The 14,672-nt window shown below is 71.7% G+C and carries 13 protein-coding genes and 1 pseudogene; 7 read left to right on the top strand and 7 right to left on the bottom strand.

The window, feature by feature from the left end:
• Nucleotides 1-69: 69 nt before the first annotated feature.
• From ACIRHA_RS42490 to ACIRHA_RS42480, 3 genes are read right to left on the bottom strand one after another with little or no spacing between them, the layout of a single operon-like run.
• Nucleotides 70-918 carry a sugar phosphate isomerase/epimerase family protein gene (locus ACIRHA_RS42490; RefSeq protein WP_403857362.1) on the bottom strand — a complete coding sequence of 283 codons (849 nt, stop codon included), beginning with the start codon at nt 916-918 and terminating at the stop codon, nt 70-72.
• Nucleotides 915-2,069, bottom strand: coding sequence for a dihydrodipicolinate synthase family protein (locus ACIRHA_RS42485; protein ID WP_403857359.1), 1,155 nt, complete (start codon nt 2,067-2,069; stop codon nt 915-917). Before ACIRHA_RS42485 ends, ACIRHA_RS42490 begins: the two co-directional genes overlap by 4 nt.
• Nucleotides 2,066-3,223: a Gfo/Idh/MocA family protein gene (locus tag ACIRHA_RS42480; RefSeq protein ID WP_403857356.1), complete on the bottom strand. Its 1,158-nt coding sequence runs from the start codon at nt 3,221-3,223 to the stop codon at nt 2,066-2,068. Before ACIRHA_RS42480 ends, ACIRHA_RS42485 begins: the two co-directional genes overlap by 4 nt.
• A gap of 205 nt (nt 3,224-3,428) precedes the next feature.
• Between ACIRHA_RS42480 and ACIRHA_RS42475 the strand changes: the two genes are divergently transcribed.
• Nucleotides 3,429-4,475: a LacI family DNA-binding transcriptional regulator gene (locus ACIRHA_RS42475; protein WP_403857353.1), complete on the top strand. Its 1,047-nt coding sequence runs from the start codon at nt 3,429-3,431 to the stop codon at nt 4,473-4,475.
• A gap of 7 nt (nt 4,476-4,482) precedes the next feature.
• Here the strand turns inward: ACIRHA_RS42475 and ACIRHA_RS42470 are convergent, their stop codons facing one another.
• On the bottom strand, nt 4,483-4,779 hold the full coding sequence (locus tag ACIRHA_RS42470; RefSeq protein ID WP_403857350.1) for an HGxxPAAW family protein: 297 nt from the start codon (nt 4,777-4,779) through the stop codon (nt 4,483-4,485).
• Between the two features lie 121 nt (nt 4,780-4,900).
• Here ACIRHA_RS42470 and ACIRHA_RS42465 point away from each other — a divergent pair, with 121 nt between their 5' ends.
• Nucleotides 4,901-5,548, top strand: a complete 648-nt coding sequence (locus ACIRHA_RS42465) for a TetR/AcrR family transcriptional regulator (RefSeq protein WP_403857347.1) — start codon at nt 4,901-4,903, stop codon at nt 5,546-5,548.
• 64 nt (nt 5,549-5,612) lie between these two features.
• Here the strand turns inward: ACIRHA_RS42465 and ACIRHA_RS42460 are convergent, their stop codons facing one another.
• Nucleotides 5,613-7,040 carry an alkaline phosphatase family protein gene (locus ACIRHA_RS42460; protein WP_403857344.1) on the bottom strand — a complete coding sequence of 476 codons (1,428 nt, stop codon included), beginning with the start codon at nt 7,038-7,040 and terminating at the stop codon, nt 5,613-5,615.
• 322 nt (nt 7,041-7,362) lie between these two features.
• Here ACIRHA_RS42460 and ACIRHA_RS42455 point away from each other — a divergent pair, with 322 nt between their 5' ends.
• Both ACIRHA_RS42455 and ACIRHA_RS42450 read left to right on the top strand, forming a co-directional pair.
• Nucleotides 7,363-8,298, top strand: a complete 936-nt coding sequence (locus tag ACIRHA_RS42455; RefSeq protein ID WP_403857341.1) for a GNAT family N-acetyltransferase — start codon at nt 7,363-7,365, stop codon at nt 8,296-8,298.
• A gap of 17 nt (nt 8,299-8,315) precedes the next feature.
• Nucleotides 8,316-9,116 carry a sugar phosphate isomerase/epimerase family protein gene (locus ACIRHA_RS42450; RefSeq protein ID WP_403857338.1) on the top strand — a complete coding sequence of 267 codons (801 nt, stop codon included), beginning with the start codon at nt 8,316-8,318 and terminating at the stop codon, nt 9,114-9,116.
• 127 nt (nt 9,117-9,243) lie between these two features.
• Here the strand turns inward: ACIRHA_RS42450 and ACIRHA_RS42445 are convergent.
• Nucleotides 9,244-10,083: pseudogene (locus ACIRHA_RS42445) on the bottom strand (EamA family transporter); the annotation flags it as partial.
• A gap of 126 nt (nt 10,084-10,209) precedes the next feature.
• Between ACIRHA_RS42445 and ACIRHA_RS42440 the strand changes: the two are divergent.
• From ACIRHA_RS42440 to ACIRHA_RS42430, 3 genes are all read left to right on the top strand, one after another.
• Nucleotides 10,210-11,169 (top strand): LysR family transcriptional regulator, encoded by a 960-nt coding sequence (locus ACIRHA_RS42440; protein WP_403857335.1) that lies wholly within the window; start codon nt 10,210-10,212, stop codon nt 11,167-11,169.
• A 432-nt stretch (nt 11,170-11,601) separates the two neighbouring features.
• Complete coding sequence (locus ACIRHA_RS42435) at nt 11,602-13,419, top strand: glycoside hydrolase family 3 protein (RefSeq protein WP_403857425.1); 1,818 nt, start codon at nt 11,602-11,604, stop codon at nt 13,417-13,419.
• Between the two features lie 127 nt (nt 13,420-13,546).
• Nucleotides 13,547-14,170, top strand: coding sequence for a hypothetical protein (locus ACIRHA_RS42430; protein ID WP_403857332.1), 624 nt, complete (start codon nt 13,547-13,549; stop codon nt 14,168-14,170).
• Nucleotides 14,171-14,197: 27 nt separating this feature from the next.
• On the opposite strand, the gene ACIRHA_RS42425 is transcribed toward ACIRHA_RS42430, so the two are convergent.
• Nucleotides 14,198-14,623: a hypothetical protein gene (locus tag ACIRHA_RS42425; RefSeq protein ID WP_403857329.1), complete on the bottom strand. Its 426-nt coding sequence runs from the start codon at nt 14,621-14,623 to the stop codon at nt 14,198-14,200.
• Between the last annotated feature and the right edge of the window lie 49 nt (nt 14,624-14,672).

The following is a 14,672-nucleotide window of genomic DNA, read 5'->3' as shown; positions in this document are numbered from 1 at the left end:
GGGTGCTCCGACACCCAATACGACACTCGGGCTGCGCGAAGGGTTGTACGTGGTTGCGGAGAAAACTTTCTACGCGGCGTGAGCCGTGAACCGCTCCGCCGTCTCCGCCAGCACCTCGCGCCCGTCGCGGGCCCACAGGCCGTCGTTGAACAGCTCGACCTCGATGGGTCCCGCGTACCCCTGCGCCTCGACGAGACCGCGCCAGTACCGCATGTCGATCGCGCCGTCGCCGATCTGGCCGCGCCCGTTGAGCACACCCTCCGGCAACGGGGTCGTCCAGTCGGCGAGTTGGAACGTCGCGATGCGCCCCTGCGCCCCGGCCCGCGCGATCTGCGCGGGCGCCTGGTCGTCCCACCAGATGTGGTACGTGTCCACGCAGACGCCGACCTGCTCCGCCGGGAAGTTCTCGGCGATGTCCAGGGCCTGCGCGAGCGTCGAGACGACGCAGCGGTCGGACGCGTACATCGGGTGCAGCGGCTCGATCGCCAGTCGCACCCCGCGCTCAGCGGCGTACGGGGCGAGCTCGACGAGCGCGTCGCCGATCCGCTCGCGGGCGCCCACCAGGTCGTACGAACCGGCCGGGAGGCCGCCCGAGACGAGCACCAGGACGTTCGTGCCGAGGGTCACGCACTCGTCGACGGCCCGCTTGTTGTCCTCGATCGCGGCCTTGCGTTCGGTCTCGTCGACCGCGGTGAGGAAGCCGCCACGACAGTGCGTGGTGACGTTCAGACCGGCCTCGCGCAGCAGCTTCGCCGCGGCCTCGACGCCGTACTCCTGGACGGGGGCGCGCCAGGTGCCGAGATGCTGGACACCCAATTCGCGGCAGGCGTCCACGAGTTCCGGAAGCCCGAGCTGCTTCACGGTCATCTGGTTGATCGAGAAGCGGGGGTCGGCGGCAAAGGTCGCGGGCGCTCTCATGAGGTCACTCCGTACAGGGCGAGCAGGTTCTTCATCCGGGCCTCGGCGAGTTCCGGCTTCGGGAACAGGCCCAGCTGGTCGGCGAGTTCGTAGGCGCGCGCGAAGTGCGGCAGCGAGCGCGCGGACTGGAGCCCGCCGACCATCGCGAAGTGGTCCTGGTGTCCGGAGAGCCAGGCGAGGAACACGACGCCGGTCTTGTAGAAGCGGGTCGGCGCCTGGAACAGGTGGCGCGACAACTCCACGGTCGGGTCGAGCAGTTCACGGAAGCCCTGGACGTCGCCGGTGTCGAGGGTGCGCACCGCCTTCGCGGCGAGCGGGCCCAGCGGGTCGAAGATGCCGAGCAGGGCGTGGCTGAAGCCGCGGTCGTCGCCAGCGATCAGTTCCGGGTAGTTGAAGTCGTCGCCGGTGTAGCAGCGCACTCCGTTCGGGAGGCGGCGGCGGATGTCGATCTCGCGCTGGGCCTCCAGGAGCGAGACCTTGATGCCGTCGACCTTGTCGGAGTGCGCCTTGATGATCTCGACGAAGGTGTCGGTGGCGGCGTCGAGGTCGGACGAGCCCCAGTAGCCCTCCAGGGCCGGGTCGAACATCGGGCCGAGCCAGTGCAGGACGACGGGCTCGGCGGCCTGCCGGAGCAGGTCGCCGTAGACCTCGGCGTACTCCTCGGGCCCGGAGGCCGCCGCGGCGAGCGCCCGCGAGGCCATCAGGATGACCTGCGCTCCGGCCTCCTCCGCGACCGCGAGCTGCTCCTCGTACGCGGCCCGCACCTCGGCGAGGGAGGCGCCCGGCGCGACCTGGTCGGTGCCGACGCCGACCGCGATCCGGCCGCCGACCGACTTCGCCTCGGCCGACGAGCGGCGGATCAGCTCGGCGGCGCCCGCCCAGTCCAGGCCCATGCCGCGCTGCGCGGTGTCCATGGCCTCCGCGACGCCGAGGCCGTGCGACCACAGGTGGCGGCGGAAGGCGAGGGTGGCGTCCCAGTCGACGGCGGCCGGGGAGTCCGGGGTGGTGTCGGCGAGCGGGTCGGCGACGACGTGGGCCGCCGAGAACACGACGCGGGACGCGAGCGGCGCTCCGGTGTCGAAGGTGAGGGGCTCGGCGCGCGGCTCGTAGGCCTTCAACTCGCCTGCGGAGTTCGGGAGATGGATGGTCACAGCGAGATCTCCGGAACGTCGAGGCGGCGGCCCTCGGCGGACGACTTGAGGCCCAGCTCGGCCATCTGCACGCCGCGTGCGCCGGCCAGCAGGTCCCAGTGGTAGTCGGCGCCCGCGTAGACGTGCTGGAGGAACAGCTCCCACTGGACCTTGAAGCCGTTGTCGAACTCGGCGTTGTCCGGCACCTCCTGCCACTGGTCGCGGAAGGAGTACGTCGCCGGGAGGTCCGGGTTCCAGACGGGCTTGGGGGTCGAACTGCGGTGCTGGACGCGGCAGTTGCGAAGCCCCGCGACAGCGGAACCCTCGGTCCCGTCCACCTGGAACTCCACCAGCTCGTCGCGGTTGACGCGCACGTCCCAGCTCGAGTTGATCTGCGCGACGATGCCGCCCTCGATCTGGAAGATGCCGTACGCGGAGTCGTCGGCGGTGGCCTCGTAGGGCTTGCCGTTCTCGTCCCAGCGGGTCGGGACGTGCGTGGCGGCAAGGGCGTTGACGGAGGTCACACGGCCGAACAGCTCGTGCAGCACGTACTCCCAGTGCGGGAACATGTCGACGACGATGCCGCCGCCGTCCTCCGAGCGGTAGTTCCAGGACGGCCGCTGGGCCTCCTGCCAGTCGCCCTCGAACACCCAGTACCCGAACTCACCGCGCACGGACAGAATCCGCCCGAAGAACCCACCGTCAATCAGCCGCTTCAGCTTCAGCAGCCCCGGCAGGAACAGCTTGTCCTGCACGACACCGGACTTGACGCCCGCCTCGCGCGCGAGCCGCGCCAGCTCGATGGCGCCTTCGAGCCCGGTGGCGGTCGGCTTCTCGGTGTAGATGTGCTTTCCGGCGGCGATCGCCTTCTTGAGGATGTCCTCACGCGTATGGGTCATCGCGGCGTCGAAGAAGATGTCGATGCTGTCGTCGGCGAGCACGGCGTCCACATCGGTGGAGATGTTCGCCGGGTCGAGGCCGTGCTGCTCGGCGATCGCCTTCAGGGCGTGCTCGCGGCGCCCGACGAGGACCGGCTCGGGCCACAGCACCGTGCCGTCGCCGAGGTCGAGTCCGCCCTGCTCGCGCAGCGCGAGGATGGAGCGGACGAGGTGCTGGCGGTAGCCCATGCGCCCCGTCACACCGTTCATGGCGATGCGCACCGTCTTGCGTGTCACGTGAGTCCCTTCCTCCGGCCGACCGGCCACTCGTGCCCCGCGTATTGCGGCATACGTGAGGCGGCGCCTGCGGAATCTTTCGTAGCAAGCGCTTTCTACATAAGAAGAAGCTAGCCTCTGGACTGCCGCTCGGACAAGAGCGGATACGAGACCGGGGCCTCGGGAGTGCTACCGCGGGCCCGGACCCTTCACGGAGGCAGACTCGATGACCGTGACCCTGGCGGATGTGGCCGCCCGCGCGCAGGTGTCCCCCGCCACCGTCTCGCGCGTGCTGAACGGGAACTATCCCGTCGCCACGAGTACGCGCGAGCGGGTGCTCAAGGCCGTGGACGATCTGGACTATGTGCTCAACGGACCGGCGAGCGCCCTCGCCGCCGCCACCTCCGACCTGGTCGGGGTCCTGGTCAACGACATCGCCGACCCGTTCTTCGGGATCATGGCCTCCGCGGTGCAGTCGGAGATCGTCGGGCCCGGTGGCCGGGCGGGCGGCGAGCGGCTCGCGGTGGTCTGCAACACGGGCGGCGAACCGGAACGTGAACTCACGTACCTGACCCTGCTGCAACGCCAGCGCGCGGCGGCGGTCGTGCTCACCGGCGGCGCGATCGAGAACGAGGCCCACGTCGCGGCCGTGGCGGCCAAGTTGCGGAGGCTCGCGGAGGCCGGGACGCGGGTGGTGCTGTGCGGCAGGCCGCCGGTGCCGGACACGGACGCGGTGGCGCTCACCTTCGACAACCGGGGCGGCGCACGGGAATTGACGGAGCATCTGCTGGCACTCGGCCACCGCAGGATCGGCTACGTCGGCGGCCCCGAGGAGCGCACGACGACCCGCCACCGCCTGGAGGGCCACCGCGAGGCGCTTGCCGCGGCCGGGGCGAGCGAGTCGGACGGCTTGGTGGCACACGGCTCGTACGACCGCACGTCGGGGTACGAGGCGACATCCCAACTCCTGCACCGCGCGCCCGACTTGACGGCCGTGGTGGCGGCGAACGACAGCGTGGCGCTCGGCGCGTGCGCGGCCCTGCGGGAGGCGGGCCTGCGCATCCCGGAGGACGTCTCGGTGGTCGGCTTCGACGACCTGCCTTTCAGCATCGACGCGGCCCCTCCGCTGACGACGTTCCACCTCCCGCTGGCCGAGGCGGCGGCGCGGGCGGGCCGGATCGCGATGGGCCGCGAGGCGGCGCCCAAGGGGCGGATCGTGGAGGTGCGCGGGGAACTGGTGGTGCGGGGGTCGACGGACAAGCCACGTCCGTAGTCGGCGACTAACGGGGGCGACGGCCCGCCAGCCGGCACCCGACGCACTGCGCGTGACCTTCGCTGGCGGCCATGTCCCGTACGCCAACGGGGTGTTGGGCGATCGGGCGCGGCCCCGACGGCTTCCCCCAGCCCGCGAGGTGCAGGGCCCAGGCGAGCAGCGCGCCCAGGGCCAGCACCGCGGGGCCGAGCCAGAGCCCCGGGCGCCAGCCGATGACTCCCAGGCCCGCCGTCGCGGCCCCGACCGCGGCGAGCGCGCAGCCGGTCCAGCCGGCGAGGGTATGGCCTTCGTCCGTAGCCGCCATGTGCCATGCCTCCGGTTCCGCGATCACCAGCATTTGTTGAGCGATGACTCAAGAAGAACTCGGATGGACGGTAGCACCCTTCTTGAGCGCTCGCTCAAGAAGAGCCGATACAGTGGGCGGCATGACTGGCGGTACGACTGAGGGAAAGGCCCGGCCGCGCGGCCGGCCGCGCACGTTCGACCGCGACGCGGCGCTGGCCGTGGCCGTCCGGCTGTTCTGGGAGCGGGGCTACGAGGCGACCTCGGTGGGCGAGCTGACCACGGCCATGGGCATCCGCCCGGCCAGCCTGTACGCCGCGTTCGGGGACAAGAAGTCGCTGTTCAAGGAGGCCGTCGAGGTCTACGGGCGGTCCCCCGTCGGCGCCTTCGTCGGCGTGGCGCTCGCCGAGGAGGCGACGGCGTACGCGGCGTTCGCCCGCATCCTGCGCGAGGCGGCACGTACGTACGCGGACCCCTCGCACCCGGCGGGCTGCCTGGCCAACAGCGCCGCGACCAATGTGACGGAGCAGGACGCGGAGGTCGCCACGTTCCTGCGCGACGTGCGCAACGCCGGAGTCGCCTCCTTCGATGAGCGGCTGCGCCAGGCGCGGGCGGCAGGCGAACTGCCGAAGGCCACGGACACGGCCGCCCTCGCCTCGTACTTCGCCGCCGTGGTGCAGGGCCTGTCGCAGCGCGCGCGGGACGGCGCCGACGCGCGGGAGCTGACGCAGGTGGCCGAGTTCGCGCTGGCGGCGTGGCCGGGAGGCCAGGGCGGCGCGGCGGGACTGTGACGTCTCAGCACGGTATATCCGTGCTGAGACGTCACAGTCCGGGCCTTGCGCGGACGCGCGGAGCTCACACGTGCGGCCTGCGGCCTCGTTCCTGCTCCGGGAAGGACTGGTCCGCGCCCGGCAGCGTCGGCTTCGGGAGGGTGGCCACGTCGCCCTTCGCCCGCTCCCACTGCTCCGCCGTGTCGGCGGGGAGCTTCGGCGGGCGCGGCGCGGAGTGGGAGAAGCGGAAGGCGGAGGTGAGGTCGCCGAAGGTGTCGCGGCGCCAGTCGGTGATGTTGGGTTCCGCGACGCCCGTGAACTTCTCCAGGAACTGGAGCGCCGACGTGTGGTCGAAGGATTCCGACGCCACCCAGCCGCCCACCGTCCAGGGCGAGACGATGATCGCGGGGACGCGGAAGCCGCCGCCGATGGGGAGGCCCTGGATGAACTCGCCGGGGGTGCCCGCCGGGGGCGTCGGCGGGGTCACGTGGTCGAACAGGCCGTCGTTCTCGTCGTAGTTGAGGATGAAGGCGGTCTTCGCCCACACCTTGGGGTTCGACGCTATCGCCTCTATTTTGCGGGCCACGAAGTCGGCTCCCGCCGCCGGCAGGTAGTCCGGGTGCTCGGACTCGTACGACGTCGGCATGATCCAACTGACGGCCGGGAGGCGGTCGTTGCGGGCGTCGTCCTCGAAGGTGCCCTCGGGCTGGGGGCGCATGCCGCGTTCGTAGAGGTCCGACCCCGGCTTCGCGTCCTTGAAGCTCGCGAACTGCTCCAGCATGTTGCAGCCGTAGTCGTCGTCCTGCTGGTAGACCTTCCAGCTGACACCGGCGGCCTGAAGGCGTTCCGCGTATGTCGTCCAGCGGTAGGGCGTGGGCGCGGTGTTGTTCAGGATCGGGCCGCCGTGTGTGCCGGCCGGGTCGATCGAGCCCGTCATCCAGTAGAGGCGGTTGGGCCACGTCGGGCCGAAGACGGAGCAGAAGTAGTTGTCGCAGATCGTGAACGTCTCCGCGAGCGCGAACTGGAAGGGGATGTCCTTGCGGGTGTAATAGCCCATCACGTAGGGGCCGTTGACGCCGTCGGCCTTGCGGTGGGCCGGGAGCCACTGGTCCATTTTGCCGTTGTTCCACGCCTCGTGCTGGACCGACCAGGCGTGGCTCGTGGACGGGATGGCCTGGGCGCTGGAGGTGTGCGTGTCCAGGTGGAAGGGGAGCAGGTAGCCCTTCGGGTTCTCCGCGTCGGGCTGGTAGAAGACCGAGCGGCCGGTGCTCAGCTTCTGCGCCTCGGGGTCATTGAAGCCGCGTACGCCCTTGAGCGTGCCGAAATAGTGGTCGAACGAGCGGTTCTCCTGCATGAGCATCACGACGTGCTCGATGTCGCGGAGCGAGCCCTTGCGGGGCGGGCCCGCCGCCACCGCCTTCTGGACGCTGGGCGGGAGGAGCGAGAGCGCGGCGGCGCCACCGATCGCGCCGGCCGCGGAGCCGAGGAGTCTACGTCGGGTGAGTTCGGCCATGAGTGTCCCCTGGTGTGAGATGCCGGAAGGTCCGGGCATGCCAACGGCCCGCGTGCGACGGGCCGTTGGATCACTGTGCGGCGCGCCGGATGTGGCGCGGAGGAGGCCCGCGATGAACTCGGGAACAACGCGCGGAGAGCGCTTTCCCAACCCATGGGACGCCCTTGAACCGCCATACCTGCCGTATGCATGGACTTGACCGGGCGGTCGCTTTCCCGGGCACTCCGGCGTCCGTCGCGTGGACGCGTCCCCACCCCCGGCGTACTGTGGGCACCACCCCGAACCTCTGACTGAGTCAACAATCTGACCCGCGAGGTGGCCCATGACCGTGCAGGACATCCGGTCCTTCAACCGCTTCTACACGAACGTGATCGGCGCGCTCGACTACAGCCGCCACCTGTACGCCCCGTACACCCTCACCGAGTCCCGCGTGCTGTACGAGCTGGCGCACACGGAGAAGGTCGACGCGGCCGACCTGCGCACCCAACTCAACCTGGACGCAGGCTACTTGAGCCGCATCCTCGGCAAGTTCGAGCGGGACGGACTGGTCGAGCGCGGCTCGTCGGAGAAGGACTCGCGGCGCCGCCGCATCACCCTCACCGCGCGCGGCCGCAGCACCGCGGAGCTGCTCGACGAGCGCACCCGGGAAACGGTCGGCACCCTCCTCACCACCGTCCCGCCCACCGACCGCGACCGGCTGTCCGAGGCGCTGCGCACCGTCCGCGAGATCCTCGGCGACGGCCGCGCCGCCCCGCACCCCGAGAACGTCCTGCTGCGCGAGCCGGGGGCCGGCGACCTGGGCTGGATCGTCGCGCGCAACGGAGCGCTGTACGCGGCCGAGTTCGGCTGGAACGCGGACTACGAGGGCCTGGTCGCGCGCATCGTCGCCGACTTCGCCGAGGACCACGACCCGCACCTGGAGCGGGTGTGGATCGCCGAGCTGGACGGCCGCCCGGTGGGCTGCGTGATGTGCGTACGCGACGAGGCTCCGGGCACCGCGCGGCTGCGGCTGCTGCTGGTCGAGCCGGAGGCGCGGGGGCTCGGCATCGGGGACCGGCTGGTGCGGTCGGTGATCGATTTCGCGCGGGGCGTCGGCTACCGGGAGCTGGTGCTGTGGACGAACGACGTGCTGAAGTCGGCGCGTTCGATCTACCAGCGGTACGGGTTCGTACTCGTCGGCGAGAAGCCGCACCGCTCGTTCGGCGCGGATCTGATCGGCCAGGACTGGAAAATGACCCTCCATAGGACGGCGGACTGACGGGTAGGGTCCCGCCCATGAAGCTGGCGTTCTCCACTCTCGGTGTCCCTGGTCTCCCTCTCGACGACGTGCTCGCGCTCGCCAACGAGCACGGGTATCACGGCGTGGAACTGCGCGCCCACCCCGAGGAGCCGGTGCATCCGGGCATCGACCGGGAGCAACGGGCGGATGCCGCCGCCCGGTTCAAGGCCGCGGGGGTCGAGGTGCTGGGTGTGGCCGGGTACGCGCGCGTGGCGGCGCCGGGCGAGGACGGTCCGGTGCTCGACGACGTGCGGGCGCTGGTGGATCTCGCGCGGGACCTGGGCGCCCGGTACGTACGCGTCTTCCCGGGCGGGGGCGACAAGCAGGGGCCCGAGGAGGCCGACGCAACCGCCGCGCGGCGGCTCGGCGTCGCCGCCGAGTACGCGGCCGACCGCGGTGTGCGGGTGCTCCTGGAGACGCACGACTCGCACCGCACCGGGGCGGCAGCGTCCCGCGTCCTCGGCCTCGTCGGACACCGGAACGTGGGCGCGCTGTGGGACGTGATGCACACGTGGCTCGGCGGCGAGCAGCCGGTGGTCTCGTACGCAGCACTCTCCCCCTACCTCGGATACGTACAGGTCAAGGACATCGCGGGGCCCGACGACACGACTCCGCTGCCGCTCGGGGACGGGGTTCTTCCGCTGGCCGAGTGTGTGGAGGTGCTCAGCCGGGAGGGCTGGGACGGGTGGTTGTGCTGGGAGTACGAGGCGCGTTGGTACGAGGGGGCAGCTCCCCTGCCGGGGCTTCTTGCGGCGGGGCGGGATCACGTGGCACGCCTGCTGAACGAGTCGGCCTAGCCCGTTCGTTCATTGCGGCCCCCGCCGCCAACGCCACGGGGCTCCGCCCCGGACCCCGCTGCTCAATCGCCGCAAGGGCTCCACGTGCCTGGCCGTCCTCCTGCCGGGTGGGCCCGATCGAGCCCCGTGATGTGAGGGCGACGCCGCCCACCAGCAGCGCCGCCGCGCACCAGCGGAGCCCGCTCACCGGTTCGCCGAGGAACACCGCCGCCGATGACATCCCGAAGACCGGGACCAGGAGCGAGTACGGGGCGACCGTCGACGCGTCGTAGCGGCGCAGCAGTCGGCTCCACGCGGTGAACCCGAAGAGGGTGGTCACCAGCGCCACGTACACGATCGCACCCGCCCCGGGCAGGTCGAGCGCGGCCAGCGCATCCGCATCGCGCGTCGGGCCCTCGAACACCAACGACAGCGCCAGGAGCGGCAGCACCGGGACCGCGCTCGACCAGACCATGAACGCGAACGGGGCGTCGGGCGAGGCCTTGCGGGTCAGTACGTTCGACACGCCCCAGAAGGCCGCGGCGACCAGGACCAGCGCGAAGGCGCCGAGCGGGCCCGAACCGCCCTCGTCGACCGCCGCCACCGCGATGCCCGCGAGCGCCACCACCATGCCCAGGACCCGTACGCGGCCCGGGCGTTCGCGCAGGAACGCGAAGGCGATGACCGCCGTGAAGACCGACTGGACCTGGAGGACGAGGGAGGACAGGCCTGCGGGCATCCCCGCGTTCATGCCGACGAAGAGCAGACCGAACTTGCCCACGCCGAGCGCGAGCCCCACCCCCACGACCCAGCGCCACGCCACCCGCGGCCGTCCCACGAGGAAGATCGCGGGCAGCGCCGCGAGCAGGAAGCGCAGGGCGCAGAAGAGCAGCGGCGGGAAGTGGGCGAGGCCGATGTCGATGACGACAAAGTTCACGCCCCACAGGGCGGCGACGAGTACGGCGAGACCGGTGTGCGCGGGTTTCATGCGTCGAGGATCACCGCCCGCGACCCTTTAGCACCAGCGAATGTTGCTGCATGGTTGGATGAAGCACTGCTAATGGGATCGCTCATGGGAACTACTCATGGGAACTGTTCATGGGAGGGGCGAGGGATGCTGGACCTGCAACGGTTGCGTGCCCTGCACGCCGTCTCCGTGCACGGCACCGTCGGCGCCGCCGCGACCGCGCTCGGCTACACTCCGTCCGCCGTCTCGCAGCAGATCGCGAAGCTGGAGCGGGAGACCCGCACGCCGCTGCTCGAACGGGAGGGGCGGGGCGTCCGGCTCACGGACGAGGCGCTGCAACTGGCCGAGACAGCACGCCAGTTGATGGCCATCATGGAGCGCGCCGAGACCGGCATCGAGGAGCGGCGCGGGGTGCCGGCGGGGCGGCTGACGATCGCCGCGTTCGCCTCGGCGGCGCGCGGGCTGCTGCCGGGCGCGCTCGCCGATCTGGCGGCGCAGCATCCCGCGCTCGACACCCGGCTCTCCGAGGTCGACCCGCACCTGTCGGTGGACCTCGTGGCGAAGGGCGCCGTCGACCTCGCCGTCGCGCACGACTGGGACATCGCACCGCTGCCGGCCCCCGCCGGGGTCGAACAGGCCACCATCGGCGACGACTTGTGCGACCTCGTCGTCCCCGATGGCCATCCACTGGCGGGGCGGTCGTCGGTGCGCCGCGAGGAGCTCGGGGGCGAGCGGTGGGTGTCTCAGCCGCCGGGCCGCGTGTGTCACGACTGGCTGCTGCGGACGATGCGCTCCGCGGGCTTCGAGCCCCTCATCGCCCATCAGGCCGAGGAGAATCCGACGCTGGCCGCTCTCGTGGCGGCGGGCCTCGGCATCGCGGTGCTCCCCCGGCTCGGCCGTGGCCCGCTGCCCGACGGGGTGGTGGCGGTGCGGCTCGATCCGGTGCCGCGGCGGCGGCTGTACGCGCTGTGGCGGGAGGGGACGGTGCGGCGGCCGGCGGTTCGGGCGGTGGTGGACGCGCTGCGGACCCACGGGGCGGAGCGCCTGGTGCGGCCCCACGGCCCTACGCCTCGGGGCTCCGCCCCGGACCCCGCTGCTCAATCGTGATCTCTCCAGCCCCGCCGGCGTTTGAGGCGCGGGGTCCGGGGCGGAGCCCCGTGCGGGTGGCCGGGGAGGCGCGGTGGGGCCGGCCACGGGCGTCACGTTCACCACCTGCGCACCGATTTCACGAAATCCCCGAATTCCGGGAACCCCGACCAGCATGCTTCCGTCAGAAGGACACGCTGCCGGAGAGTCACCGCAGTGCGGTGTCGGCCTCGCTGCTGGCTGCGAACGCTGACAAACCCTCTCCGCCGCCTGCGGCCGGCAGTGTCGCCGCCACCGGTGCGCCCCCTCCAAAGTGCCGGTGGCGGCCCCTTCCCCAAAGCGGCCGGCTGCCAACTCCCGTGCCCGCACGGGCTCTTGACTGGCAGAAATTTTCCGGATACTCGTTGCGCGCGGAAGTTGTTTTCAGGGTCCGCGTCTCCTCCGGAAGGAGCGATCGTGCCACTGTCCAGACGTACCGTGCTCGCCGCCGCCACCATCGGCGCCACGGCGGCCGGCCTCAGCGCCACCACCGCACGGGCCGCGGGCGCCGCCCCCGCGTCCGACAAGGCCCTCAAGAAGATCATCTCCGGGATGTCCCTGGAGGAGAAGGTCGGCCAGCTCTTCGTCATGCGGGTGTACGGCCACTCGGCCACCGCCCCCGACCAGGCCGACATCGACGCCAACCTCCAGGAGATCGGCGTCCGCACCGCCGCCGAGCTCATCGACACGTACAAGCTCGGCGGCATCATCTACTTCGCGTGGGCGCACAATGTGCGTGATCCGCACCAGATCGCCGATCTGAGCAATGGGATTCAGCGGGTCGGGCTGCAACAGCCTTCCGGAATACCGTTGTTGATCTCCACCGACCAGGAGCACGGCATCGTCGCCCGGGTCGGCAAGCCGGCCACCCTGTTCCCCGGCGCGATGGCGTTCGGCGCCGGTCGCTCCCGCGAGGACGCGCGCAGGGCCGGGCAGATCGCGGGCGCCGAGCTGCGCGCCATCGGCATCCGGCAGGACTACGCGCCCGACGCCGACGTCAACGTCAACCCGGCCAACCCCGTCATCGGTGTGCGCTCCTTCGGCGCGGACCCGGAGGCCGTCGCGGGCCTCGTGGCTGCGCAGGTCAAGGGCTACCAGTCGGCGCACATCGCCTCGACCGCCAAGCACTTCCCCGGACACGGCGACACGGCGACGGACAGCCACACCGGGATCCCGTACATCAGCCACACCCGCGAGCAGTGGGAGCAGCTGGACGCTCCGCCGTTCAAGGCCGCGATCGCGGCCGGCATCGACTCGATCATGACGGCCCACATCGTCGTCCCGGCCCTCGACCCGAGCGAGGATCCGGCGACGCTGTCCCGCCCCATCCTCACCGGCATCCTGCGCGAGCAACTCGGCTACGACGGCGTCGTGGTGACCGACTCGCTCGGCATGCAGGGCGTCCGCGACAAGTACGGCGACGACCGTGTCCCCGTACTGGCCCTCAAGGCGGGCGTCGACCAGCTGCTCAATCCGCCGACACTGTCCGTCGCCTGGAACGGGGTCCTCGACGCCGTCAGGAGCGGTGAGCTGACCGAGGCGCGGCTCGACGAGTCGATCCTGCGCGTGCTGCGTCTGAAGTCGAAGCTGGGGCTCTTCAAGGAGCCCTACATCTCCGATGGCGGCGTCGACCGTACCGTCGGCACCCCCGCGCACCTCGCCGCGGCCGACCGGATCGCCGAGCGCACGACGACGCTCCTGGTCAACAAGGAGGGGCTGCTGCCGCTGTCCCGGCGCACGCACAAGAACGTGCTCGTGCTGGGCGCCAACCCGGCTTCCCCCTCGCTCAGTGACGGGCCGCCGACCACGGTGATCGGCGCGGCGCTCACCGAACTCGGCTTCACCGCCACGGTGCTCGCGACGGGCACGGCGCCCACCCAGGCGACGATCGCGCAGGCCGTGGCGGCGGCGAAGGGCAAGGACGCCGTGGTCATCGGCACGTACAACGTCGCCGCGGGCAGCGCGCAGCAGTCGCTGGTGAACGCGGTGGCCGGGACCGGGGTGCCGGTCGTGACGCTGTCCATGCGCAACCCGTACGACGTCGCCCAACTGGCCGCCGCCGACGCGCATGTGGCGGCGTACTCGTGGATCGATGTCGAACTGCGGGCGGCCGTGCGGGTGCTGGCCGGGGCCGGGAAGGCGGAGCCGCGCGGGAAGCTGCCGGTGCCCGTGCAGAAGGCCGACGATCCCGCGCAGGTCCTGTACCCGATCGGCTACGGGCTGACGTACTGACCCGTCCGTAGGGGGCGTACGCCACGATCGGCGCACGCCACCACCAACTGGCGCAAAGCACCCCGCACGCCTGGCGTGCGCCCGTCGCCACGGGCCACGCTGGGACGGGACGTCGGGGGGTTTTGCCATGTTTGGGCGGTGGGGCGGTGTGGTGTGCGCGGTGCCGGTACCGGCATTCGTACTCGCGCTCGCGCTCGCACTCGCCGGGTGCCAGGGCTCCCCCGGCTCTTCCGGCGACCGGCCGTCCCCGCGCGCGTCCTCCGGGTACGGGGCGGTGTTCCTCGCTGTGGGCGAGTGCAGTTCGCGCGGGCGCGCGTCGTTCAACGAGGTGCCGTGCCGCAGCGAGCGGGCCGTGGCCCGGGTCGTCGCCCGGCACGACGGGGAGACGTCGGGAGGGCCCGCGTGCCCGGCCCGCACCGACTTCGTGCTGTACATCAGCGAGAAACGGCCCGCGGCCGACGAGAACGGCGACGGGGCCGTGGCCCGCGGCTACGCCTGCATGCGCAATCTGGACGCCCCGCACCCCGGCGACCCGGGTCGCGGTGGCGGCCCCCGCACGATCGTCGGCGACTGCCTCACGGCGGCGGGCAAGGGCCAGGTCCGGGAGACGGCCTGCGCCGGCACGGGCCGGGGCGCCCCGCGGTACCGGGTGGTCACGGCGGTGCCGTCCCGCTCGGCGTGCCCGCCGTCGACCTCGCTCTACGTGACCCTGGGCGGCAGCAGGCCGGTGGGGTGCGCGGTCACGGTGTGAGCACCTCGCCCGCCCCGGAGGCCCCCTTCAGCACAGGATCCAGCCGCTGCGCACCGACTTCGTGCCCACGGATCCCTTCACCCGGACACAGCGGTGTCCCGCGTGCACGGTGATGGGGCCCGCGTGCCTGGTGTAGCGGCCCTTGTCGACGACGGCCCGGTTGCCGCGGGCCTGGACGCTCACGGACATGGTTTGGCGGGCGCCCGTGTGCTTGGCGTAGGTGACTGCGCAGACGTAGCCGCTGCTCTTGTAGAGGACCGTGCGGCCCGTCTCGAAACGCAGCGTGCGGGCCTTGTGTCCGCCGCACAGCGAAGCGGCCTGGACTCCGGTGACCGTGGGGCCCGCGAGGACCAGCAGGGCCGCGGCGACCAGTACGGACAGGGCCGGCGCGAGCACCCCGCAGGGCCCGCGCGGCGTGCGTATGCCGCCCTCACCGAGCCCTTGTCCGCGCACCGCAGCCCCTCCTGTCACATCCGCACCAGCGTACTGTTGAACTGACGCG

It is taken from the genome of Streptomyces sp. NPDC102360 (genome assembly GCF_044766085.1).
In the GTDB taxonomy this organism is placed as follows: domain Bacteria; phylum Actinomycetota; class Actinomycetes; order Streptomycetales; family Streptomycetaceae; genus Streptomyces.
This window is presented reverse-complemented; position numbering and strand designations above follow the sequence as displayed.

What these genes read in the sequence shown, in the direction of transcription:
- ACIRHA_RS42490 (WP_403857362.1), bottom strand. Translation starts at nt 918, where the DNA reads ATGAGAGCGCCCGCGACCTTTGCCGCCGACCCCCGCTTCTCGATCAAC.
- ACIRHA_RS42475 (WP_403857353.1), top strand. Translation starts at nt 3,429, where the DNA reads ATGACCGTGACCCTGGCGGATGTGGCCGCCCGCGCGCAGGTGTCCCCC.
- ACIRHA_RS42470 (WP_403857350.1), bottom strand. Translation starts at nt 4,779, where the DNA reads ATGGCGGCTACGGACGAAGGCCATACCCTCGCCGGCTGGACCGGCTGC.
- ACIRHA_RS42465 (WP_403857347.1), top strand. Translation starts at nt 4,901, where the DNA reads ATGACTGGCGGTACGACTGAGGGAAAGGCCCGGCCGCGCGGCCGGCCG.
- ACIRHA_RS42460 (WP_403857344.1), bottom strand. Translation starts at nt 7,040, where the DNA reads ATGGCCGAACTCACCCGACGTAGACTCCTCGGCTCCGCGGCCGGCGCG.
- ACIRHA_RS42455 (WP_403857341.1), top strand. Translation starts at nt 7,363, where the DNA reads ATGACCGTGCAGGACATCCGGTCCTTCAACCGCTTCTACACGAACGTG.
- ACIRHA_RS42450 (WP_403857338.1), top strand. Translation starts at nt 8,316, where the DNA reads ATGAAGCTGGCGTTCTCCACTCTCGGTGTCCCTGGTCTCCCTCTCGAC.
- ACIRHA_RS42440 (WP_403857335.1), top strand. Translation starts at nt 10,210, where the DNA reads ATGCTGGACCTGCAACGGTTGCGTGCCCTGCACGCCGTCTCCGTGCAC.
- ACIRHA_RS42430 (WP_403857332.1), top strand. Translation starts at nt 13,547, where the DNA reads ATGTTTGGGCGGTGGGGCGGTGTGGTGTGCGCGGTGCCGGTACCGGCA.